The following is a 21,463-nucleotide window of genomic DNA, read 5'->3' as shown; positions in this document are numbered from 1 at the left end:
ACCGGCGGGCAGTCGGAGACTTTCAGTCACGCGAAGCGCTCATGGCGCCTGCCCCTCCACCACGCCCTTCCGGGCGCGGCCCCCCTCCCCGTTCCGGGGAGGAATTACCCCATCGGCTCTTCGATCGACATCGGCGGTCTGGAGAACCATTGCGGCCCCTGCGCGGTCATGTGGAAGCAGTCCTCCATGCGCACGCCCATCGCGCCGGGCAGGTAGAGGCCCGGTTCGTTGGAAAAGCACATGCCGACGTCCAGCTTCGTCGTTTCGCCATGGACGAGGTTGACCGGCTCATGCCCCTCCATGCCGATGCCATGGCCGGTGCGGTGAGACAGGCCGGGCAGCTTGTAGCCGGGGCCATAGCCCAGTTTCTCATAATAAGCGCGGACCGCATCGTCGACCGTACCGGCCGCCACGCCTAGCTTCGCCGCCCGGATCGCGACCTGCTGCCCCTGCGCCATCTCGTCCCACACCTTGCGCTGCTGCGCGGTGGGCGCAGCGCCATAGACGAAGGTGCGGCTGATGTCGGACTGATAATCCTCGACCGTGCAGCCGCAATCCATCAGCACCACCTCGCCCGCGCGCACCGACTGCGGCTTGCCCGAGCCATGCGGATAGGCGGCCGCTTCGCCCAGCAGGATCAGGTTGAACTCGCCCTTGCCGCCCAGCGCACTGGTCGCGGCCGTCATCAGCGCGCCGATATCGGCCGGGGTCATGCCCGCCTTCACCTGCGGATGGGTCCAGCGATAGGCGCCCATGGTGACGTCCGCTGCCTTCTGCATCAGCGCGATCTCGGCCGCCGTCTTGCGCATGCGGATGGCCCGCGTCACCGGGTCTTTCACCAGGGTCGCGGCGGGCAGCGCGGCCTTCAGCCCGTCGACCGCGAAATAGCGGACCGTCTCCTCGATGCCGATCCGCCCCTTGTCCAGGCCCCGTGCCTTCAGATAGTCGGCGATCGGCGCATAGGGGCTTTCATGTTCCTGCCAGACGCGGACCTCGGCCGGGATGGCGAGCGATTCGTCGATCGAGGGCTTCTCGAAAAATGGGCAGACGACCAGAGGCGTGCCGCTGGCCGGAATGACCAGCGCGGTCAGCCGCTCGGAGCGCCACCAGCGAATGCCGCTATAATAGATGAGGCTCGCGCCCGGCTCGACCAGCAGCGCGTCGATGCCCTGTGCCTGCATCATCTTCTGCGCCCGCGCCAGCCGGTCGGCGCGCTCGGCCTTGCCGATCGGGGTGACGTCGCGCGTGATCGACTGGAGCGCCTCGATTGCCTTTTCCTGCGCGAATAGGCGCGGACTGACCAGCGCGGTGGCGACCCCGGCAGCGGCATAGCGAAGCAAGGTGCGGCGATCAGGCGTAAGCATAATGTCCCCCGGTGCGCAGCGCGGCCTGATAGGCGGGCCGCGCCTGTATTCTCTCCAGCCACCCGATCAGATGCGGACGCGATTCGTCAAGCCCGCCGCGTGCCCGCGACGCCTCGATCGGAAAGCTCATCATCATGTCGGCGGCGGAGAAGTCCGGCCCGGCGAAATAGGGCCGGCTTGCCAGTTCGCTTTCCAGCCAGTCGAGATGATCGTCCAGCATCCCCTGAACCGTCGGCCGTGCCGGTCGGCCAAGCAGGCCCAGCTTGCCGACCACCAGCAGGGCCAGCAGCGGCGGCATCATCGATCCTTCGGCATAATGGAGAAACTGGCGCCAGCGGATCGCGCCCTCTGCATCGGTCGGCGCGCCGAAGCGACCACCGGCCCGCGCGACCAGATATTCCATGATCGCCCCGGTCTCGATCAGCCGATGACCATCCACCTCCACCACCGGCGACCGGCCGAGCGGATGGACGGCGCGCAGGGCAGCGGGCGCCCGCATCGTCTTGCGGTCCCGCTCATAGCGGCGCACGTCATAAGCCTCGCCCAGTTCCTCCAGCAGCCACAAGATGCGCTGCGAACGACTATTGTTCAGATGATGGACGATGATGGTCATGGCGCCTCTCCCATGCTGCGACCCGATCAGGGCTAACGCAGCATGGGAAAGAGTGACAGCGAAGTTTACGCTATCTCGAGGACTTCCTCCGCCTTGGCACGGGCGCGATAGGCGTGCAGCAACGGCTCGGTATAGCCATTGGGCTGCTCTACACCCTCGAACACCAGGGCGCGCGCCGCCTGGAAGGCCAGGCTCTCGCCCTCGCGCCCGCTCATCGGCTGATAGAGCGGATCGGCTTCATTCTGCGCATCGACCTTGGCCGCCATGCGGGTCAGCGCAGCATCAACCTGTTCCGCGGTGCAGACGCCGTGCAGCAGCCAGTTGGCCATATGCTGCGAGGAAATGCGCAAGGTCGCGCGATCCTCCATCAGGCCGACATCATGGATATCGGGCACCTTGGAACAGCCGACGCCCTGGTCGATCCAGCGGACGACATAGCCCAATATGCCCTGCGCATTATTGTCCAGTTCCTGCGCGATCTCTTCTTCGGAGAAATTGCGGCCGACCGCGACGGGAATGGTCAGCAACTTGTCGAGCGACGCAATGCCCTCGGCCTTGCGTTCTTCCTGACGGGCGAAGACGTCGATGCGATGATAATGGGTCGCGTGCAGCGTCGCCGCCGTCGGGGACGGAACCCAGGCGGTGTTGGCGCCACTCTTGGGATGGCCGATCTTCTGCTCCAGCATGTCGGCCATGCGATCGGGCGCCGCCCACATGCCTTTGCCGATCTGCGCCCGGCCCGACAGGCCGCAGGCGAGGCCGATCTGGACATTGCGATCCTCATAGGCCGTGATCCAGTCGCTCGCCTTCATCTCGCCCTTGCGGATCATCGGCCCGGCCTGCATCGACGTGTGCATCTCGTCCCCGGTGCGGTCGAGGAAGCCGGTATTGATGAAGACGATCCGGTCGCGGACGGCGTGGATGCAGGCCGCCAGATTGGCCGATGTGCGCCGCTCCTCATCCATGACACCGACCTTGATCGTGTGGCGCGCCATGCCGAGCATATCCTCGATCGCGTCGAACAGGCGGTTGGTGAAGGCCGCTTCCTGCGGCCCGTGCATCTTGGGCTTGACGATATAGACGCTGCCCGCGCGGCTGTTCCCATCCGCCTTCGCCAGATCATGCAGCGCGATCAGGCTGGTGACGATGCCGTCGATGATCCCCTCGGGCGCGTCCTGCCCATCGGGCAGCGCGATCGCCGGCGTCGTCATCAGATGACCGACATTGCGGACGAACAACAGGCTGCGCCCCGGCAGCGTGAAGCTGCTGCCATCGGGCGCGCTATAGCTGCGATCGGGATTGAGCGCGCGGGTCATCGACTTCCCACCCTTCTCGAACGTCTCGGTCAGGTCGCCCTGCATCAGCCCCAGCCAGTTGGCATAGGCGGTAACCTTGTCCGCCGCGTCAACCGCCGCGACCGAATCCTCCAGGTCGCAGATGGTGGTCAGCGCGGATTCCAGGATGACGTCGGATATGCCGGCGGGATCGGTCGCGCCGATCGGGTGGACCGGGTCGAAGACGACCTCGATATGCAGGCCATTATGACGGAACAACCTGCCCTTCTCGCTGGTGCCGACAAACTGCGCCGGATCGGCCAGGACGATTTCTCCGCCCGCCAGATCGGCCCAGCTTCCTGTCGCCAGCGGAACCGCATCGTCCAGAAACGCCTTGGCCCAGGCGATGACCTGCGCCCCGCGCGCCGCATCATAGCCCTTGCCCGAAGCCGCGCCCGCAATGGCATCGGTGCCATAGAGCGCGTCATACAGGCTGCCCCAGCGCGCATTGGCGGCGTTGAGCAGGAAACGGGCGTTGAGGATCGGGACGACCAGCTGCGGCCCGGCCATGCGGGCGACTTCGGCATCGACATTCCCGCTGCCGATCTCGAACGGCGCGGGTTCCTCGACCAGATAGCCGATCTCGCGCAGGAAGGCCTGATAGGCGGCGGCATTATGCGCCTGTCCCCGGCGCACCTGATGCCAGGCATCGATCTGCGTCTGCAGGTCATCGCGCGTGCGCAGCAGCGCCGCATTGTCGGGGGTGAAGCGCGCCAATATGTCGGCAGTGCCCGCCCAGAAGGCGTCGGCATCAATGCCCGTGCCCGGCAGCGCGCGCTGCTCGATGAAGTCGGCCAGCGTTGCGGCAACCTTCAGGCCGGCGCGGTCCGTCATACGGTCGGTCATGCAATCCACTCCTTGCTATGCCGTCCTTTTACGCCTTTCCAATTATGCCGTGTAGACGCTATTATTCGAATAGAGACTTTCCTGTGGTGAACGAATATGATGGACCCGGACCATGAATTGTTCGTGAGCATCGTCGATGAAGGCGGGCTGGCGGCCGCCGGACGGCGGCTCCACATTTCCCCCGCGATGATGTCCAAGCGGCTGGCCCGGCTGGAGGACAGGCTGGGCGCCCGGCTGATCCACCGCACCACCCGCCGGCTCGCGCTGACCCCGGCGGGCGAGCGGCTCCATGGCGACCTGCGCGCGGTCCTCGCCTCTCTCGACGAAGCCGAACGTCGCGTGTCGGGCGTGTCGGCGATTGCGTCCGGCCCGCTGCGAATCACCGCCCCGACCTCCTTTGGCCGCATGCATCTTGCCCCCTATCTTCAGCCTTTCCTGGACGACCATCCCCGCATCGACCTGCGGCTCGACCTGTCCGACGACTATGTCGACCTGATCGAAAGCCGGGCGGACCTGGCCATCCGTATCGCCGCCGATCCGGGTGCCGGCCTCACCGCCCGGCGGCTGGCGCCCAATCGCCGCATCCTGTGCGCCGCGCCCGCCTATCTCGACCGCTTCGGCACGCCGCGCCGCATCGCCGACCTCAAGCAGCACCGCCTGCTCGCCGCCGACGGCCAGTTGCCCTGGCGGCTGATCGGCCCCAAGGGGCCGGTCGCGATCGATGGCCACAGCCATATCCGCACCAACAGCAGCGAAGTCGTGCGCGAACTGGCGTTGTCGGGCAGCGGCATCGCGCTGCGTTCGCTGTGGGACATCAGCGACGCGCTGGCGCAGGGCGACGTGCGCCAGATCCTGCCCGATCATGAAGGGTCGAGCGACGTCGCCCTCTATGCCGTGCAACTGCCACAGGCCAATCCGCCGCTGGCCATAACCGCCTTCGTCGACTTTCTTGCTGCGCAATATGCCCTTGCGCCGCCGTGGGAGTCGCGGACGGACCGCACTGGCTTGCCCTAGCGGAACACAGTCTCTAAGGCGCATCGCATGGACGATAACACCCGCCGCGCCGCCCTAGACTATCACCGCCTTCCCCAGCCCGGTAAGCTCGCGATCGAGCCGACCAAGCGCATGGTGAACCAGCGCGATCTGGCGCTGGCCTATTCGCCGGGGGTGGCCGCCCCTTGCGAGGAGATCGCTGCCGATCCCGCCAAGGCGCTGGACTATACCGCGCGCGGCAATCTGGTCGCGGTCATCTCCAACGGCACCGCCGTCCTCGGCCTCGGCGCGATCGGCGCGCTGGCGTCGAAGCCGGTGATGGAAGGCAAGGCCGTCCTCTTCAAGAAGTTCGCCGACATCGACGTGTTCGACATCGAAGTCGACACCACCGACACGGACAAGTTCGTCGAAGCCGTCGCCCTGCTGGAGCCGACCTTTGGCGGCATCAATCTGGAAGACATCAAGGCGCCCGAATGTTTCGAGATCGAACGGCGCCTGAAGGAACGGATGAACATTCCGGTCTTCCATGACGATCAGCATGGCACCGCCATCGTCGTCGCCGCCGCCGTGCGCAACGCGCTGGTGCTGCAGGGCAAGACCCTGGCCGATGCAAAGCTCGTCACCTCGGGCGCGGGCGCTGCCGCGCTCGCCTGCGTCGACCTGCTCGTTTCGATGGGCCTGCCGATCGACAATGTGACGATGACCGACAAGGACGGCGTCATCCATTCGGGCCGCGAAGGCATGCTGCCCAACATGGCGCGCTATGCCCGTGACACCAACGCGCGCACCCTGCCCGACGTGCTGCCGGGCGCCAACCTGTTCCTGGGCCTGTCGGCGCCGGGCGTGCTGAAGCCGGAATGGCTGCCGCTGATGGCGCCCAATCCACTGATCTTCGCGCTCGCCAATCCGGAGCCGGAAATCCGCCCCGAAGCCGCGCGCGAAGTGCGCCCGGACGCGATCATCGCCACCGGCCGGTCGGACTATCCGAACCAGGTCAACAACGTCCTGTGCTTCCCCTATATCTTCCGCGGCGCGCTGGATTGCGGCGCGACCCAGATCAACGAAGCGATGAAGGTCGCCGCCGCCGACGCGATCGCCGCCCTCGCCCGCATGCCCGCGCATGACAGCGTGGCGCAGGCCTATGGCGGTCGCAAGCTGGTGTTCGGCGCCGATTACATCATCCCGACCCCGTTCGATCCGCGCCTGATCGGCGAGATTGCCGGTGCTGTGGCCAAGGCGGCGATGGACAGCGGCGTCGCCACCAAGACGCTGGATCTGGAAGAATATAAGCGCGCCCTGTCGCACCAGAACACCCGCTCGGGTCAGCTGATGCTGCCGGTCTTCCATGCCGCGCGCGGCAGCCAGTGCCGCATCGTCTATGGCGAGGGCGAAGATGAGCGCGTGCTGCGTGCGATCCAGGACGGTCTGGACGAAGGCATCGTCAAGCCGACCATCGTCGCACGCCGCCGCCTGCTGGAACAAAAGCTGGCCGACATGGGCCTCAGCTTCCAGCTCGACCGCGATGTCGAGGTGATCGATCCCGAGACGGATCATGACATCATGCGCGAACTGGTCGAGGCCTATCGCGCCATCGCCGCGCGCAAGGGCGTGCCGCCAGACGAAATCCTGCGCCATGTCTATCGCCGCCCGACCGTCACCGCCGCCATGCTGCTGCGCACCGGCCGGGTCGACGCCGCGCTGGTCGGCGGCCGCTCCGAATATTGGGGCCAGGTCGAACATGTGCTGCGCATCATCGATCGCGCGCCCAACCACAGCCGCATCTATGCGCTGTCGGGCCTGATCCTCGACGCCGGCGCGCTGTTCATCACCGACACCCATATGGTGCCGGACCCGACGCCCGACCAGATTGCAGAAATGACACTGCTGGCCTCGACCGAGTTGCAGCATTTCGGCCTGAAGCCGCGCGTGGCGCTGCTGTCGCACTCCAATTTCGGTGCGTCGAACAGCCCCAGCGCCCGCAAGATGCGCGCCGCGCTCGACCTGGTGCGCCAGGCCGCGCCGGAGCTGGCGGTCGATGGCGAAATGCACGCCGACGCCGCGCTCAGCCAGGCGCTGCGCGAACGGCTGATCCCCGACTCCCGGTTCGAGGGGCCGGCCAACCTGCTGGTGATGCCGAACCTCGACGCCGCCAATATCACGCTGACGGCGCTCGGCGCCTCGTCCAGCTCGCCCACGGTCGGGCCGATGCTGATCGGCACCGCCCAGCCGATCCATGTGCTGACGCCCGGCGTCACCGCGCGCGGCATCCTCAACCTGACCGCCATCGCCGCCGCCGAAGTGGCGCGCGAAGGCTGACCTTAACCTTTGCCGGTTAGGCTATTAGCTTGACCGGCAAAGGATGAAGCGAGGAAGATCATGGCAGGCGTCATCGGCACATTGGCTCGCAGCCTTGGCCCGAAACTGCTGATCGGCGCCGTCTTGGGCGGCGGCGCGTTGCTGCTGACCGACAAGATTGATCGCAACGGCGGCAACGCGACCCAGGCCAAACCGGCCGAGGCCGCCGCCGCGCCCAAGCCGCTGCCGCTGGTCGAGCGGCGCAGCGACCAGGGCATGAAGGTTGATCCCCACGCCCTGGCGGTCAAGCGCGTGCTCAAGATCGAGGGGCCTTTCGAACATGGCGACTATGCCTGGGACGAGGAAGGCGCACCGGCCAAGGGGCCGGTCATCATCACCGTCGACCTGAAAGCCCAGACCCTTTCCGTCTTCCGCGACGGCTATGAAATCGGCGCCGCCGTCATCCTCTATGGCGCGACCGACAAGCAGAGCCCCTTGGGCGCCTTCCCGATCATGCAGAAGGACGCCGACCATTATTCCAGCACCTACAACAACGCGCCCATGCCCTATATGCAGCGGCTGACCAGCGACGGCGTCGCCATCCATGGCAGCGACGTCAAATGGGGCTATGCCACCCATGGCTGCATCGGCGTGCCCAAGGAATTTGCGCAGAAGCTGTTCGGCGTCACCAAGGTCGGCGACATGGTCATCATCACCAACGGCAAGATGCTGGATACCAGCAAGGCCGTCGTCAGCGGCTGACCGGCCCTAGAGCATCGTGCGCAAAAGTGGGAACCGGTTTTGCGCTTAAAACGATGCGACAACAAAAACTTAGAGCGCGCGACCTGCGTCGGATTTAACGCAGCGCGCTCTATTGCGGCGCATCCTCGATCGCCGGCGCATGACGCACCGTCAGCGCGCTGCCGCCTGATGCCGCGATGATGCAGAATATCGCCACGCCCTGCAGCGCCGTCAGCCGCTCACCCAGCACGACGAAGCCCGCCAGTGCGCCGATCGCCGGCGCCGCGCTCAGCAACAGGCCGAACACCGGCGCGGGCAGGCGCCGCATCGCCTCCATCTCCAGCGAATAGGGCAAGGCGCTCGACAACAGAGCGATCGCCAGCCCGACCATCAGCACCCAGGGCGAAAAGAGCGACGCGCCGGCATGGGTCAGCCCGACCGGCAGCACCAGGACCGCCGCCGCCAGCATGCCCCAGGCGACCGCATCGCCGCGCAGCGCGCCCGACACCCGCTTGCCGGTCAGGATATAAAGCGCCCAGCAGGCCGCCGCCCCGACAGCGAAGATGACACCCAAAGGATCAAGCACGGCGTCGCTGCGCAGTGGCAAGAGCAGCAGCAGGCCGATCACCGCCGCCCCCAGCCACAGGAAATCGCGCGGCCGGCGCGACCCGAACAGCACGATCGCCAGCGGCCCCGTCACCTCGATGGCCATGGCAATGCCCAGCGGAATGCGGGCGAACGCCTGATAGATGAGCAGGTTCATCAGCGCGAGGGTCGCGCCATAGATCAGCAGCGGCCAGCGCACATCGGCCGGAATCGGTCGGCGCCATGGCCGCCGGAACAGCATCAGCAGGATCGCCGCCAGGAAGATGCGCAGCGCCGCAATGCCATAGGCACCGACGATCGGGAACAGCGTCTTGGCAAAGGCCGCGCCCATATTCATCGACAGCAGCGAGGCCAGCACGGCACCCGCCCCCGCCAGCACGGCACCCTGCCCATTCATCTCATTCCTGCCCATGCCTGTCGAATACCATATACGATAAAATGAAAAAGCGTCATTCGATGCCGCGTTGCACCAGATGCGTTGCCAGTTGCAAGAATCTCATACGTATGCAGCCTTGACCATCGCTGTCACTCGGCCCATCTGGCGGACTTCCGTCATTTTGCATTGCAGCATGGAGCTTGTCATGGGCAGCCAGTCCCACAAGGCGCACCCCGCGCTCGTCCTTTTCGCGCTGTCCGTGGGCGCCTTTGCGATCGGCACGACCGAATTCGCCTCCATGAGCCTGCTGCCCTTCTTCGCGCGCGACCTCCACATCGACCTGCCGACCGCCGGCCATGCGATCAGCGCCTATGCGTTGGGCGTGGTGGTCGGCGCACCGCTGATCGCCGCCTTTGCCGCGCGCCTGCCGCGCCGCACATTGCTGATCGCGCTGATGGCGATGTTCGCTGTCGGCAATGGTCTGTCGGCGCTGTCGCCCAGCTATCACTGGATGCTGCTTTTCCGTTTCCTTTCGGGCCTGCCCCATGGCGCCTATTTCGGTGTCGCCGCCCTGGTCGCGGCCAGCCTGGTGCCGATCGAGAAGCGCACGCTGGCGATCGCCAAGGTGATGTCGGGCCTGACCATCGCCACGGTGCTGGGCGTGCCGGTCGCCAACTGGATGGGCCAGATACTGGGCTGGCGCTCGGGCTTCTTCGTGGTCTGCGCGCTCGCCGTGCTGACCATGAGCCTGGTCGCCCTCTACGCTCCGCGTGACGCCGGCGATCCGAAGGCCAGCCCGATGCGTGAACTGAGCGCGCTCGGCAAGTCGCAAGTCTGGCTGACCCTGCTGACCGGCGCGATCGGCTTTGGCGGCCTGTTCGCGGTCTACACCTATGTCGCCTCGACCATGATCGAGGTGACCCATGTGTCCGAAACCCTGGTGCCGCTGATCCTGATCGTCTTTGGCCTGGGCATGACGGTCGGCAATCTGGCCGTCGCCTGGCTCGCCGACCGCGCGCTCAACCGCACCGTCATCGGCATCCTCGTGTGGAGCGCGGTTGCGCTGGCTCTCTTCCCCTTCATGGCCGGCAATATCTGGAGCCTCAGCCTCATCGTCTTCCTGATCGGCATTGGCGGCGGCATGGGCACGCCGTTGCAGGCGCGACTGATGGATGTTGCGGGCGACGCCCAGACGCTGGCCGCCGCGCTGCACCATAGCGCCTTCAACATCGCCAATGCGCTCGGCCCCTGGCTGGGCGGCCTGTCGATCGCGGCGGGCTATGGCCTGGTGTCGACCGGCTGGATCGGCTGCGCCTTGTCGCTGGGCGGCCTGGCCATCTATCTGGTCGCGATCGCCACCGCACGGCGCAGCGCCCAGCCCGCGCTGGTGCCCTGCGAATAAGCCGCTTCCTTCCATCCGTTCCGCTGGCTAAGGCGGGCGGATGACGGATCGGGCACGCGAACAGACCTTACAGGACGCGGCAATCGCCGCATTGCGCCGCGGCGACGCGGCCGTGGCGCGCGCCACCCTCTCCGAAATGGCCGATCCCCCGGCCATGCTGCTGGCCCAGGCCTGCAATCGGCTGGGTGACCTGGACGGCGAACAGGCAGCGCTCAACCGCATCCTGCAACAGGATATGCGCAACCTGCCCGCCATGCTGGCAATGGGCCAGAACCTGATCCGGCGCGGCGACGAGCGCGGTGCATCGATCTGGTTCCGCGGTGCCCTGGCGCAGGCGGCGGCCACCGGCGCGCCCCCCGCGCTGCAACCGCTGCTGCAACAGGCGCAGGCCAGCATTGCCCAGTCCGGCCGCAAGTTCGAGGATCATCTGAGCGCCGCCATCGCCGATCTTCCTGCCCTGCCCCGGATTGCGCAGGCGACCGATCTGCTGCTGGGGAAAAGCGAACTCTATCTGCAACAACCCAGCATGTTCTATTTCCCCGGCCTGCCGCAGCGCGCTTTTTACGAGCGCAACGAATTTGCCTGGGTGCCAGCAATAGAGGCGGCAACCGACGCCATCATCGCCGAACTCAACGACGTCCGTGCCGGCGCCCCCGATTTCGCGCCCTATGTCCAGACGCCGACCGATCGCCCGGCGCCCAACAACCCGCTGCGCGACGATCCCTCCTGGGGCGCCTATTATTTCTGGCAACAGGGCGAGATCGTGGCGGACCATGCCGCCCGCTGCCCCGCCGTCATGGCCGCGCTCGACCATGCCGATCGCCCGATGATTGCCGGCCGTTCGCCCATGGCGCTCTGGTCGCTGCTCAAGCCCGGCACCCATATCCAGCCGCATCATGGCCTGCTCAACACCCGCCTGATCTGTCATCTGCCGCTGATCGTGGCCGACAATTGCGCGCTGCGGGTCGGCGCCGAAACCCGCGCCTGGGCGCCGGGCGAGATGCTGATCTTTGACGACAGCATCGAACATGAGGCCTGGAACCGGGGCAATGACACCCGCGTCGTCCTGCTGTTCGAAGTCTGGCGCCCGGAAATCCACGCGGAGGAACGGATCGCGCTCACACGCCTGTTCGAAGCGATCGACCAGTTCGGCCCGAAACAGGTCGACGCCGGTTAACGCCCCTTTTCAGAATGCCCGTCTGCGACTATGGGCGCGGACAAAGACGACAAGAGAGGATGGCACGGGGCGCTCACGCTTTTCGGACATGCCATGACCTCGATCGACCCGACGCCCCCGGCGCCGTCTCCTGCCCTGCCCGTTCCGCCCGCCCATGTCGCGCGGCCGCATAGTCCTGCCGAGGATTTCTATGCGATCGCCATCGGCTGCGCTTTCATCGCCATGGGGCTGATGCTGCTGAAACAGGCAAAGCTGGTGACCGGCGGCATGGCCGGGATCGCGCTGCTGCTGTCCTATCTGATCCATCTTTCGCCCGCGACGCTGTTCCTGCTGATCAACATTCCCTTCTTCCTGTTCGCCGGGCGGGCGATGGGCATGGCCTTCGGCCTCAAGACCCTGTTCGCCAATATCGCGATCATGGGGGTCGGCCTTGCCATGCCCTATGCGATGGAAATCGCCCGGATCAGCCCCTTCTTCGCCGCGCTGTTCGGCGGCTCGATCATCGGCTTCGGCATCCTGGCCATCGCCCGCCATGGCGCGGGCGTGGGCGGTGTCGGCGTGGTCGCGCTGATCCTGCAGAAATCGCGCGGCTGGAATGCCGGCCGCACCCAGATGGCCTGCGACGTGCTGATCCTGCTCGCCTCGCTGCCGATCCTCAATGCCGAGCGTTTTGGCCTGTCCGTCCTGTCGGCCGCCGCGATCAACGCCGTGCTGTTCGTCAACCACCGCCCCGGCCGCTATATCGGCCATTGATGCGCGCCGGCCTCCCCGGCTAGACGGACCCCGGCGCCCATGCCGGTGCGCCCATCATAAAAGGGGTCCAGAATGAAGCGGTTCGCGCTCTGTATAATATTGGCCAGCACGGCCCTGTCGGTTCCGGTCCGTGCCGCCACGCCCACCAGCGCGACCGCACCGGCCGATGCCCGCGCCATTGCCGCGATCCGCGCGCGTCCCGCGGTCAAGGCCGCCTTCGCCGCGCTGGAGGCCGAACATGACCAGTGGGTCGACAATATCGTCACCCTGACCCAGATTCCGGCGCCCCCCTTCAAGGAAGAGGCGCGGGCCAAGGCCTATGCCGACATGTTCCGCGCCGCCGGCCTTACCGATGTGGAGATTGACGAGGGCGGCAATGTGCTGGGCCTGCGCCGTGGCAGCGGCAAGCCCGGCGGCAAGCTGATCGTCGTGTCCGCCCATCTCGACACCGTTTTTCCCGAAGGCACGCCGGTCACGGTCCGGCGCGAGGGCAACAAGCTCCACGCGCCCGGCGTCGGGGACGATGTCGCCGGCCTCGCCACCCAGTTGAGCCTGATCAAGGCGATCGTCGGCGCCAATATCAGCGCGCCGATGGACATATTGTTCGTCGGCGATGTCGGCGAGGAAGGCCTGGGCGACCTGCGCGGCATGAAGCAGCTGTTCCACAAGGGCAAATATAAGGACCGCATCGCCAGCTTCTTCTCGATCGACGATGGCTCGGTCGATGGCCTGATCAATGGCGGCGTCGGATCAAAGCGCTATCGCCTGACCTTCACCGGCCCCGGCGGCCACAGCTTCGGCGCCTTCGGCCTGGTCAATCCGATGACGGCGATGAGCCAGGCGATCGTCGATCTCTACAAGATCCCGGTGCCCCAGTCGCCCAAGACGACCTACAGCGCCAGCGTCGTGGGCGGCGGCTCCTCGGTCAACGCCATCCCGCAGGAAGTCTGGCTGCAGGTCGACATGCGATCGGAAAGTGCTGCCGAACTGGCCAAGCTGGAACAGGCGTTCCTCGCCACGGTGGACAAGGCCGTCGCGACCGAAAATGGCGCCCGCTCGATCAAGGAAGGCCCGATCCGCGTCGACAAGAAGGTCGTGGGCGATCGTCCGGCCGGCAGCACTGCCGCCGATACGGCGCTGGTCCGCCAGACCGCCGCTGCCTATGCTGCCGAAGGCGTCACCGCGCGGATGAGCTTCAGTTCGACCGATGCCAATGTGCCGATGAGCCTGGGCATCCCGGCCATCACCATCCCGCGCGCGGCGACCGGCGGCCGGGGCCATTCGCCCGACGAATGGATCGACGTGGCGGCGCCGGAATCGCTCAAGGTCAAGCGCATGGACCTGGTCGCCCTGCTCGCCGCAGCCGGCTATCGCTGATCAACCTGATGGGGCTGGTAGATATGCCGGCCCCGTTCAGTCCGCCTCGCACAGCGGTTCATCCTCGCGATCGCGCGCACGCAGGGCCGCGCCCGCATCATTGGCGATGCGCGGGAAGGTCACCCCTTCCAGATTGCCGCGCCCGTCGCACAGCCGGTCACAGGCCATGTCGACCACGCCGGGCAGCGCCACCTGGTCGCCATCATATTGGGCGACGATGATGCACTTCTTGCCCCCGGAAAAGCTCAGGATCAGCTTGTCGCCGGCCCGCCGCGCCGTGCCTGCGCCATGGCAGCTCTGCTCGGTGCCGAAAATCGCCTCCAGCCCGAAACGATAGTCGCCCGACTTGGCGGGTAGGACGCAAAGCGAATCCCGCCCTGCCTCATGCCTCCGCTGATACAGCCCGACCGGCGCGACCTTCGACGCATCGGCAATGGCGCCGGTCGCGATCGCCGCGCGCTCCAGCCCCGAAGCCGCGGCCCCGGCGCGATCGGGCGCGGCTGCGCCCGGCGTCGCGGCCTGCTGGCACCCGGCCAGAAGACATGCGAGGAAAAGGCTAGTGCGCCGCATCGACACCCGGTTCATCGACCGCGCTCAGCCCATCGGGTCCGATCCGGCGGAAGAAGCAGGACCGCGCGCCGGTGTGGCAGGTCGGTCCCGCCGGCTCGGCCAGCACCCAGACGGCATCCTGGTCACAGTCGATCCGGATGTCGCGCACGCCAAGCATATGGCCGGAGCTTTCGCCCTTCTTCCACAGTGATTGGCGGCTGCGCGACCAGAAATGGGCCAGGCCGGTCTCGACCGTCAGCGCCAGCGCCTGCGCATTCATATGCGCCACCATCAGCACTTCCCCCGAGGTGACATGGGTCACCACCGCAGTGATAAGGCCATGATCGTCATATTTGGGGTTGAGGGTCAGCCCCCGGTCGCGTGCGTCATCCATCCGCGCGCTATAATCGCCAATGCAGCCCGTGCGAAGTCCCTTCGGCGCTTTGCATTGGGGCACGGCCTGACAGCGCCATCGGGTCGGACTGTCGCATTTTGGCAAATCTGTTGCACGGATGCTACAGAATGGCGACAGTCCTGCTTGCTCCCAGGCCCGCGCGCGCATAGCGTCGCGCGCGATCCGCAACAGCGGACACCAGCAGGGAAACGGATGCCAGGCCAATCAAGGGGGCCAAATATGACATCTTCGCATATCTTCACCAGCATTTCGCGCGGCGCGCTCGCCGTCGCTCTCACCGCTCTGGCGCCGATCGGCGCCGCCCATGCCCAGACCGAAGCGCCCGCCGCATCGGGCGAAGGCCTGGGTGAAATCGTCGTCACCGCCTCGCGCCGGGCTGAAAATGCCAAGGACGTGCCGGTCGCCGTGACCGCCATCGGCGGCGAAAAGCTCGACGCGCTCAACAGCAGCGGCCTCGACATTCGCTTCCTCGCCGCGCGCACGCCCAGCCTTCAGGTCGAAAGCTCGTTCGGCCGCACCTTCCCGCGCTTCTACATCCGCGGCCTTGGCAACACCGATTTCGATCCCAATGCCGCCCAGCCGGTCTCTGTCGTGCTCGACGATGTCGCGCTCGAAAATCCGATGCTCAAGAGCTTCCCGGTCTTCGACCTTGCCAGCGTTGAAGTGCTGCGCGGCCCGCAGGGCACGCTGTTCGGCCGCAACACCCCGGCGGGCGTCGTCAAGATGACCTCGGCCGCGCCGACCGATCATTTCACCGGCTATGCCAGCGCCTCCTGGGCCACCTACAACACGGTCAATGCCGAAGCCGCGATCGGCGGCCCGATCGCCGACGGCCTCAGCTTCCGCGTGTCGGGCCTGCTCCAGCGTCGCGACGACTGGGTCAAGAACGACAATGAAGGCGGCAACGCCGCCAGCGAGCTGGAAGGCTATCGCGACATGGCCGGCCGCGTGCAATTGGCCTATGAAGCCGGCGACTTTAAGGCGGTGCTGAGCGGTCATTATCGTGACCTGGACGGCAGCCCGCGCGTGTTCCGCGCCAACATCTTCAAGCAGGGCAGCAACCATTTCGTCGACGGCTTCGACAAGGATCATGTCAACCTGGACGGCTATACCAGCCAGTCGATGAAGCAGGGCGGCGGCAATCTGCGCATGCAGCTCCATGTCGACGGCCTGGGCACCTTCTTCTCGACCACCGGCTATGAGAAGGCCAGCGTCGAGAGCACCGGCGACATCGATGGCGGCGGCTGCTACCCCTATACCGGCTGCACCGCCGGCCAGCTCGGCGTCGGCTCGTTCGACTCCAACACCGGCGGCGTGACCAAGCCGGAGGAATTCAGCCAGGAATTCCGCTTCGCGACGGACGACATGAACGGCATCCGCCTGCAGGCGGGCACCTATTTCTTCCACCAGCGCCTGAAATATAACGAATATGCCTATGATCTCGCGGGCAACCGGGTGAGTGCGATCCTGCACAACAACACCAACGAGAATATCGGCCTGTTCGCCTCGGGCGAAGCCAAGGTGACGTCGGCCCTGACGCTGCGTGCCGGCGTGCGTTATTCGCACGACGACAAGCGCGACACGATCACGCTCGATCCGGCGCTCGCCGCCAGCAGCATCTCGTCGCAGCTGATCGGCGTCGACCTGCCGCTCAGCAACACCGCGCAGGGCAGCAACCTGTCCTGGGACGTCAGCGCCACCTATGCGCTCAGCCCCGACGTGAACCTCTATGGCCGCGTCGCCACCGGCTATCAGGGCCCGGCGATCCAGGACCGCGTGACCTTCTTCAGCGTCCCCTCGGTCGCCAAGAAGCAGACCACCATCTCCTATGAGGGCGGCATCAAGGGCGCGATCGCCAACATGGTCCGCTTCGACCTGTCGGCCTATTACTGGAACACCGACGATCTGCAGCTGACGGCTGTCGGCGGCGTCGGCAACTCGGCCCGCCTGATCAACGTGAACAAGGCGGTCGGCTATGGTCTGGAAGGCAATCTGGAGGCGCAGCCGCTCGATCACCTGAACCTGACCGTGGGCGGCAGCTACAACTTCACCGAAATCCGCGACAAGAACGCCTTCGTGGCGGTCTGCGGCTCGGGCATGTGTACCCCCACCGGCAACACCTTCGTCGATGGCGGCACCACCTACAGCTATCTGGACGGCAATGACCTGCCCCAGGCGCCGCGCTACATCGCCAATGCGACCCTGCGCTATGGCATTCCGGTCGGCGATGCGGGCGAAGTCTTCGCCTATACCGACTGGGCCTATCGTAGCAAAATCAACTACTTCCTCTACTCGGCAGCCGAATTCCGCGGCCGTTCGTCGCTGGAGGGTGGCCTCAAGGTCGGTTACAAGTCGAACCATGGTTATGAGATCGCGGCCTTCGCCCGCAACATCACCAACCAGATCCGCGCCGTCAGCGCGATCGACTTCAACAACCTGACCGGCATGATCAACGAGCCGCGCATCATCGGCGGCATGATCAAGGCCAGCTTCTAAACCCCAGTCTAAACGCCCCATAGGCGTTAGTCGGCAGAGGAAGGGCGTTCCGCAAGGGGCGCCCTTTCTTGTTGCGCCCAGGGCAGCGGAAAGCCGCCGCCACGCGCCAGGAAAATCACCGAAGCCAGAAACGCGAAAACCCCATCCTGCCGAGGCAGGACGGGGTTTCATTTCGCGCATTCCCGAAGGAAATGGGGCGATCGACGGGATCCGAACCCGCGACCTCCGGTACCACAAACCGGCGCTCTAACCAACTGAGCTACGATCGCCACAGGGGCTGTTGCCCCGCGAGAAGGGCCACATATGCGGCCGCCCCTCCCCCGTCAAGCAGCTTATGTCAAAGGATGAAAATTATCGCCCGGCATCGTTGCCGGACGCCGCCAGACGGGCGCGCAGCACGGCCAGTTCGTCCGCCCCGACGCGCGGCCGCCCCTCCGCCGGCTTGCCCTTGCGCAGCTTCTTGCGATCCTTTTCCGACGGATCGACCGCACGAACCCGGACCGCCGCATGGCCCTGGCCGCGAATCCCCAGTTCCTCTGCCGCGCCGCGCGACAGGTCGATGATCCGCCCGCGCGAAAAGGGACCACGGTCGTTGATCCGCACCAGGATCGTGCGCCCGGTATCGAGCGCCGTCACCTCGACATAGGCGGGCAAGGGCAGGCTGGTGTGCGCCGCCGTGATCCAGCCCGGCCGGAAGCGTTCGCCATTGGCGGTGCGATTGCCCGATTCCGACCCATACCAGCTGGCATAGCCGACCAGGTCATAGCCCGGCTGGTCGGCCGGCACATAGGTGGTGCCGCGCACCGTATAGGGCTTGCCGATGCGCACCGGCATATCGCTCACCGGACGGAAATTCCCGCCGCCACAGGCCGACAATGTCCCCAGCAGCGCCAAGGCCGCCCCCGAAGTCCCGATACCCCGTCTGATCGCTCTCATGCCCCCTCCTACCCCCGCAGGCGGAGCAGGTCGAGGGCAGCGGACCGGTCATCGCCGCGATCCGCCGCACAAGGCCATGAAAAAAGGGGCAGAGGCCCCCGGCCCCTACCCCTTCCTTTCGACATGCATGCGCCGGGCGGGTTTCCCCTGCCGCAGCGCCACTCTCCCGCAAACCTACTTCCGACCGCGACGCCGGCAGATCATCAGACGTAAACGCGCCCGAGCGGGCGCGCCTGCATCCTTAGTTGACCGAATCCTTCAGGCCCTTGCCGGCCTTGAACTTCGGCTGCGACGACGCCTTGATCGTCATCGTCTCGCCGGTGCGCGGGTTGCGACCGGTCGAAGCCTTGCGCTGCGACACGGAGAAAGTGCCAAAACCAACCAGGCGCACTTCGTCGCCCTTCTTCAGCGCGCCGGTGATGGCGTCGAACACGCCCTCGACCGCCTTGCTGGCGTCGCTCTTGCTGAGACCGCTGCTTTCAGCGACCGCGCTGATAAGATCCTGCTTGTTCATGCCTTGGGAACCCCCTTTATAGATGTTGGATAGTCAAGGAATCGCGGCGTAGGCGGGGCAATAAGGCCCAGCTTTCAAGCGGTGTCAAAGGGAAAGCGTCAAAAAAGCCGGCTCCGGCGCGTTTTTGCCCCCATGGGCATAAACGCGCCGAAAACCGGGCTTTTAGTGACGGATAGCGGGATCGCCGTCGCGACCCTGGCCGGCGCTGGGCTGCGCCGCCAGATCATCTTCCTCGGTCCAGGTGATCGCTTCGGGCTTGGACACCAGCGCGCGCGCCAGCACCTCGTCGACGTGGGACACCGGAACAATCTCCAGTCCCTCGCGGATGTTGGCCGGAATTTCCGCTAGGTCTTTCTCGTTTTCCTGCGGGATCAGCACCGTCTTGATGCCACCACGCAGCGCCGCCAGCAGCTTCTCCTTGAGGCCGCCGATCGGCAGCACCCGGCCGCGCAGCGTCACCTCGCCGGTCATCGCCACATCCTTGTGGACAGGAATGCCGGTCAGGGTCGACACGATGGTCGTGACCATGCCGATACCGGCCGACGGACCATCCTTGGGCACCGCGCCCTCGGGCAGGTGGATATGGATGTCCTTGCGGTTGAACAGGCTCGGCTTGATGCCATAGCCGGGCGAGCGCGCCTTCACATAGGAGAAGGCGGCCTGCACCGATTCGTTCATCACTTCGCCCAGCTTGCCGGTCGTCTTGATGAGGCCCTTGCCGGGCACGGTCACCGCCTCAATCGTCAGCAGTTCACCGCCGACCTCGGTCCAGGCCAGGCCGGTGACGGCGCCGATCTGATTCTCTTCCTCGCCCACGCCATGGCGGAATTTCCGCACGCCGGCATAGTCGGCCAGGTTTTCAGGCGTGATCTCGACCTTGTCGAACGCGCCTTCCAGGATCTTGCGCAGCGCCTTGCGGGCCAGACGCGCCACCTCCCGCTCCAGCGTGCGGACGCCGGCTTCACGGGTATAGTAACGGATCAGGTCGCGCACCGCGGCCTCGGTCACCTCGAACTCGCCATTCTTCAGGCCATGGGCGTCGATCTGCTTGGGCACCAGATGGCGCTGGGCGATCTCGACCTTCTCGTCCTCGGTATAGCCTTCGAGCCGGATGATCTCCATGCGGTCGAGCAGCGGCTGCGGCAGGTTCAGCGAGTTGGCCGTCGTCACGAACATCACGTCGGACAGGTCGACGTCGATCTCCAGATAATGGTCCTGGAACTTGCTGTTCTGTTCGGGGTCCAGCACTTCCAGCAGCGCCGATGCCGGATCGCCGCGGAAATCCTGGCCCAGCTTGTCGATCTCGTCGAGCAGGAACAGCGGGTTCATGGTGCCCGCCTTCTTCAGGTTCGACACGACCTTGCCCGGCAGCGACCCGATATAGGTGCGGCGATGGCCACGGATCTCGGCCTCGTCGCGCACGCCGCCCAGCGACTGGCGCACGAATTCGCGGCCGGTCGCCTTGGCGATCGAACGGCCCAGCGACGTCTTGCCGACGCCCGGCGGGCCGACGAGGCACAGGATCGGCCCCTTCAGCTTGTTGGTGCGCGCCTGCACCGCCAGATATTCGATGATCCGGTCCTTGACCTTCTCCAGCGCGAAATGATCCTCGTCCAGGATCGCCTGCGCCTTCTTGAGGTCGGTCTTGACCCGGCCCTTCTTGCCCCAGGGCAGGCCCAGCAGCACGTCGAGATAGTTGCGCACCACCGTCGCTTCGGCTGACATGGGCTGCATGCCCTTGAGCTTCTTGAGCTCGGCGGTCGCCTTGGCGCGCGCTTCCTTGCTCAGCTTCGCCTTGGCGATCTTGTCGGCCAGTTCGGCAAGCTCGTCGCCTTCCTCGCCCTCGCCATTGCCCAGCTCGCGCTGGATCGCCTTGAGCTGCTCGTTCAGATAATATTCGCGCTGGGTCTTTTCCATCTGGCGCTTCACGCGGCCACGGATCTTCTTCTCGACCTGCAGCACGCCCAGCTCGCCTTCCATGAAGGCGAACACCATCTCCAGCCGCTTGACCGGATCGGGTTCGACCAGCAGCGACTGCTTGTCGGCGACCTTGACGTTGATGTTGGCGGCGACGGAATCGGCGAGGCGACCGGCATCGTCGATCTCGCGCAGCTGCACCGGCGTTTCGGCCGGCAGCTTCTTGTTGAGCTTGGCGTAATTCTCGAACTGCTCGGCCACCGAGCGCATCAGCGCAGCGGCTTCCGGACCTTCGGCGACGATCTCCTCGACCGGCGCGACCTCGGCGACCAGATAGCCCGCCTCGGCCGGCGCCAGATCGGCCAGCTGGGCGCGATGCTTGCCCTCGACCAGCACGCGCACCGTGCCGTCGGGCAGCTTGAGCAGTTGCAGCACCACCGACACCACGCCGGTGTCATACAGCGCGTCCTTGCCCGGATCATCCTCGGCCGGGTCGAGCTGGGACACCAGGAAGATTTCCTTATTGCCCTCCATCGCCGCTTCCAGCGCGGCGACGCTCTTGTCGCGACCGACGAAGAGCGGGACGATCATCTGCGGGAAGACGACGATGTCGCGCAGCGGCAGAAGGGGATATTGCGTAGTCATTCACTCTCCAGGGCCGGACTTGCGGCCCGTCATGCGGTTCATCGCCTTTATGGGGATGCCCGTCGCGTCAATCAATCAGCGATCACCATATTGCTGCAACGATGAACAAGGGCT

The 21,463-nt window shown here is 65.9% G+C and carries 17 protein-coding genes and 1 tRNA gene; 8 read left to right on the top strand and 10 right to left on the bottom strand.

Features of this window, described 5'->3' with window-relative positions; translation table 11 throughout:
- Positions 1–104: 104 nt before the first annotated feature.
- The 3 genes from HH800_RS04815 to HH800_RS04805 all read right to left on the bottom strand — a co-directional run bounded on the left by HH800_RS04815 (position 105) and on the right by HH800_RS04805 (position 4,157).
- Positions 105–1,364 (bottom strand): M24 family metallopeptidase, encoded by a 1,260-nt coding sequence (locus tag HH800_RS04815; protein ID WP_169860343.1) that lies wholly within the window; start codon positions 1,362–1,364, stop codon positions 105–107.
- Positions 1,351–1,977, bottom strand: coding sequence for a glutathione S-transferase family protein (locus HH800_RS04810; RefSeq protein ID WP_136186878.1), 627 nt, complete (start codon positions 1,975–1,977; stop codon positions 1,351–1,353). Before HH800_RS04810 ends, HH800_RS04815 begins: the two co-directional genes overlap by 14 nt.
- A gap of 65 nt (positions 1,978–2,042) precedes the next feature.
- On the bottom strand, positions 2,043–4,157 hold the full coding sequence (locus HH800_RS04805) for a malate synthase G (RefSeq protein ID WP_169860342.1): 2,115 nt from the start codon (positions 4,155–4,157) through the stop codon (positions 2,043–2,045).
- A gap of 96 nt (positions 4,158–4,253) precedes the next feature.
- Here HH800_RS04805 and HH800_RS04800 point away from each other — a divergent pair, with 96 nt between their 5' ends.
- From HH800_RS04800 to HH800_RS04790, 3 genes are read left to right on the top strand one after another with little or no spacing between them, the layout of a single operon-like run.
- Positions 4,254–5,171 carry a LysR family transcriptional regulator gene (locus tag HH800_RS04800; protein ID WP_169860341.1) on the top strand — a complete coding sequence of 306 codons (918 nt, stop codon included), beginning with the start codon at positions 4,254–4,256 and terminating at the stop codon, positions 5,169–5,171.
- Positions 5,172–5,198: 27 nt separating this feature from the next.
- Positions 5,199–7,466 carry an NADP-dependent malic enzyme gene (locus tag HH800_RS04795; protein WP_004207688.1) on the top strand — a complete coding sequence of 756 codons (2,268 nt, stop codon included), beginning with the start codon at positions 5,199–5,201 and terminating at the stop codon, positions 7,464–7,466.
- Between the two features lie 60 nt (positions 7,467–7,526).
- Positions 7,527–8,207 (top strand): L,D-transpeptidase family protein, encoded by a 681-nt coding sequence (locus HH800_RS04790; RefSeq protein ID WP_169860340.1) that lies wholly within the window; start codon positions 7,527–7,529, stop codon positions 8,205–8,207.
- Between the two features lie 109 nt (positions 8,208–8,316).
- Here HH800_RS04790 and HH800_RS04785 read toward each other — a convergent pair whose 3' ends face one another.
- On the bottom strand, positions 8,317–9,189 hold the full coding sequence (locus tag HH800_RS04785; protein WP_169860339.1) for an EamA family transporter: 873 nt from the start codon (positions 9,187–9,189) through the stop codon (positions 8,317–8,319).
- 184 nt (positions 9,190–9,373) lie between these two features.
- On the opposite strand from HH800_RS04785, the gene HH800_RS04780 reads away from it, so the two are divergent.
- The 4 genes from HH800_RS04780 to HH800_RS04765 all read left to right on the top strand — a co-directional run bounded on the left by HH800_RS04780 (position 9,374) and on the right by HH800_RS04765 (position 13,877).
- Positions 9,374–10,570 carry an MFS transporter gene (locus HH800_RS04780; protein ID WP_004207691.1) on the top strand — a complete coding sequence of 399 codons (1,197 nt, stop codon included), beginning with the start codon at positions 9,374–9,376 and terminating at the stop codon, positions 10,568–10,570.
- Between the two features lie 40 nt (positions 10,571–10,610).
- On the top strand, positions 10,611–11,747 hold the full coding sequence (locus HH800_RS04775) for an aspartyl/asparaginyl beta-hydroxylase domain-containing protein (protein WP_169860338.1): 1,137 nt from the start codon (positions 10,611–10,613) through the stop codon (positions 11,745–11,747).
- Positions 11,748–11,840: 93 nt separating this feature from the next.
- Complete coding sequence (locus HH800_RS04770) at positions 11,841–12,500, top strand: YitT family protein (protein ID WP_004207693.1); 660 nt, start codon at positions 11,841–11,843, stop codon at positions 12,498–12,500.
- Between the two features lie 72 nt (positions 12,501–12,572).
- Entirely contained in the window at positions 12,573–13,877 is a 1,305-nt protein-coding gene (locus HH800_RS04765) for a M20/M25/M40 family metallo-hydrolase (RefSeq protein ID WP_169860337.1), read from the top strand.
- Positions 13,878–13,913: 36 nt separating this feature from the next.
- Here HH800_RS04765 and HH800_RS04760 read toward each other — a convergent pair whose 3' ends face one another.
- Positions 13,914–14,447 (bottom strand): hypothetical protein, encoded by a 534-nt coding sequence (locus HH800_RS04760; protein WP_169860336.1) that lies wholly within the window; start codon positions 14,445–14,447, stop codon positions 13,914–13,916.
- Positions 14,434–14,820, bottom strand: coding sequence for a phosphoribosyl-AMP cyclohydrolase (hisI, locus tag HH800_RS04755; RefSeq protein WP_004207696.1), 387 nt, complete (start codon positions 14,818–14,820; stop codon positions 14,434–14,436). The genes HH800_RS04760 and hisI overlap by 14 nt, the downstream gene beginning before the upstream one ends.
- Positions 14,821–15,060: 240 nt before the next feature.
- Between hisI and HH800_RS04750 the strand changes: the two genes are divergently transcribed.
- Positions 15,061–17,337 (top strand): TonB-dependent receptor, encoded by a 2,277-nt coding sequence (locus HH800_RS04750; protein ID WP_169860335.1) that lies wholly within the window; start codon positions 15,061–15,063, stop codon positions 17,335–17,337.
- A gap of 192 nt (positions 17,338–17,529) precedes the next feature.
- Here HH800_RS04750 and HH800_RS04745 read toward each other — a convergent pair.
- The 4 genes from HH800_RS04745 to lon all read right to left on the bottom strand — a co-directional run bounded on the left by HH800_RS04745 (position 17,530) and on the right by lon (position 21,349).
- Positions 17,530–17,606 (bottom strand) — tRNA-His (locus tag HH800_RS04745).
- Positions 17,607–17,688: 82 nt separating this feature from the next.
- Positions 17,689–18,273 (bottom strand): septal ring lytic transglycosylase RlpA family protein, encoded by a 585-nt coding sequence (locus HH800_RS04740; RefSeq protein ID WP_169860334.1) that lies wholly within the window; start codon positions 18,271–18,273, stop codon positions 17,689–17,691.
- Positions 18,274–18,514: 241 nt separating this feature from the next.
- A complete protein-coding gene (locus HH800_RS04735; RefSeq protein ID WP_004207699.1) occupies positions 18,515–18,787 on the bottom strand; it encodes an HU family DNA-binding protein in 273 nt (90 codons plus the stop codon).
- A gap of 162 nt (positions 18,788–18,949) precedes the next feature.
- Complete coding sequence (gene lon / locus HH800_RS04730) at positions 18,950–21,349, bottom strand: endopeptidase La (RefSeq protein ID WP_004207700.1); 2,400 nt, start codon at positions 21,347–21,349, stop codon at positions 18,950–18,952.
- Positions 21,350–21,463 lie beyond the last annotated feature (114 nt).

This window comes from Sphingobium yanoikuyae (genome assembly GCF_013001025.1).
In the GTDB taxonomy this organism is placed as follows: domain Bacteria; phylum Pseudomonadota; class Alphaproteobacteria; order Sphingomonadales; family Sphingomonadaceae; genus Sphingobium; species Sphingobium yanoikuyae_A.
The sequence above is the reverse complement of the archived record's forward strand: the minus strand, read 5'-3'. Positions and strand labels throughout refer to the sequence as shown.

What these genes read in the sequence shown, in the direction of transcription:
- HH800_RS04805 (WP_169860342.1), bottom strand. Translation starts at nt 4,157, where the DNA reads ATGACCGACCGTATGACGGACCGCGCCGGCCTGAAGGTTGCCGCAACG.
- HH800_RS04800 (WP_169860341.1), top strand. Translation starts at nt 4,254, where the DNA reads ATGATGGACCCGGACCATGAATTGTTCGTGAGCATCGTCGATGAAGGC.
- HH800_RS04750 (WP_169860335.1), top strand. Translation starts at nt 15,061, where the DNA reads ATGACATCTTCGCATATCTTCACCAGCATTTCGCGCGGCGCGCTCGCC.
- HH800_RS04760 (WP_169860336.1), bottom strand. Translation starts at nt 14,447, where the DNA reads ATGCGGCGCACTAGCCTTTTCCTCGCATGTCTTCTGGCCGGGTGCCAG.
- HH800_RS04770 (WP_004207693.1), top strand. Translation starts at nt 11,841, where the DNA reads ATGACCTCGATCGACCCGACGCCCCCGGCGCCGTCTCCTGCCCTGCCC.
- HH800_RS04775 (WP_169860338.1), top strand. Translation starts at nt 10,611, where the DNA reads ATGACGGATCGGGCACGCGAACAGACCTTACAGGACGCGGCAATCGCC.
- HH800_RS04780 (WP_004207691.1), top strand. Translation starts at nt 9,374, where the DNA reads ATGGGCAGCCAGTCCCACAAGGCGCACCCCGCGCTCGTCCTTTTCGCG.
- HH800_RS04810 (WP_136186878.1), bottom strand. Translation starts at nt 1,977, where the DNA reads ATGACCATCATCGTCCATCATCTGAACAATAGTCGTTCGCAGCGCATC.
- HH800_RS04785 (WP_169860339.1), bottom strand. Translation starts at nt 9,189, where the DNA reads ATGAATGGGCAGGGTGCCGTGCTGGCGGGGGCGGGTGCCGTGCTGGCC.
- HH800_RS04735 (WP_004207699.1), bottom strand. Translation starts at nt 18,787, where the DNA reads ATGAACAAGCAGGATCTTATCAGCGCGGTCGCTGAAAGCAGCGGTCTC.
- hisI (WP_004207696.1), bottom strand. Translation starts at nt 14,820, where the DNA reads ATGGATGACGCACGCGACCGGGGGCTGACCCTCAACCCCAAATATGAC.
- HH800_RS04795 (WP_004207688.1), top strand. Translation starts at nt 5,199, where the DNA reads ATGGACGATAACACCCGCCGCGCCGCCCTAGACTATCACCGCCTTCCC.
- HH800_RS04815 (WP_169860343.1), bottom strand. Translation starts at nt 1,364, where the DNA reads ATGCTTACGCCTGATCGCCGCACCTTGCTTCGCTATGCCGCTGCCGGG.
- lon (WP_004207700.1), bottom strand. Translation starts at nt 21,349, where the DNA reads ATGACTACGCAATATCCCCTTCTGCCGCTGCGCGACATCGTCGTCTTC.
- HH800_RS04765 (WP_169860337.1), top strand. Translation starts at nt 12,573, where the DNA reads ATGAAGCGGTTCGCGCTCTGTATAATATTGGCCAGCACGGCCCTGTCG.
- HH800_RS04790 (WP_169860340.1), top strand. Translation starts at nt 7,527, where the DNA reads ATGGCAGGCGTCATCGGCACATTGGCTCGCAGCCTTGGCCCGAAACTG.
- HH800_RS04740 (WP_169860334.1), bottom strand. Translation starts at nt 18,273, where the DNA reads ATGAGAGCGATCAGACGGGGTATCGGGACTTCGGGGGCGGCCTTGGCG.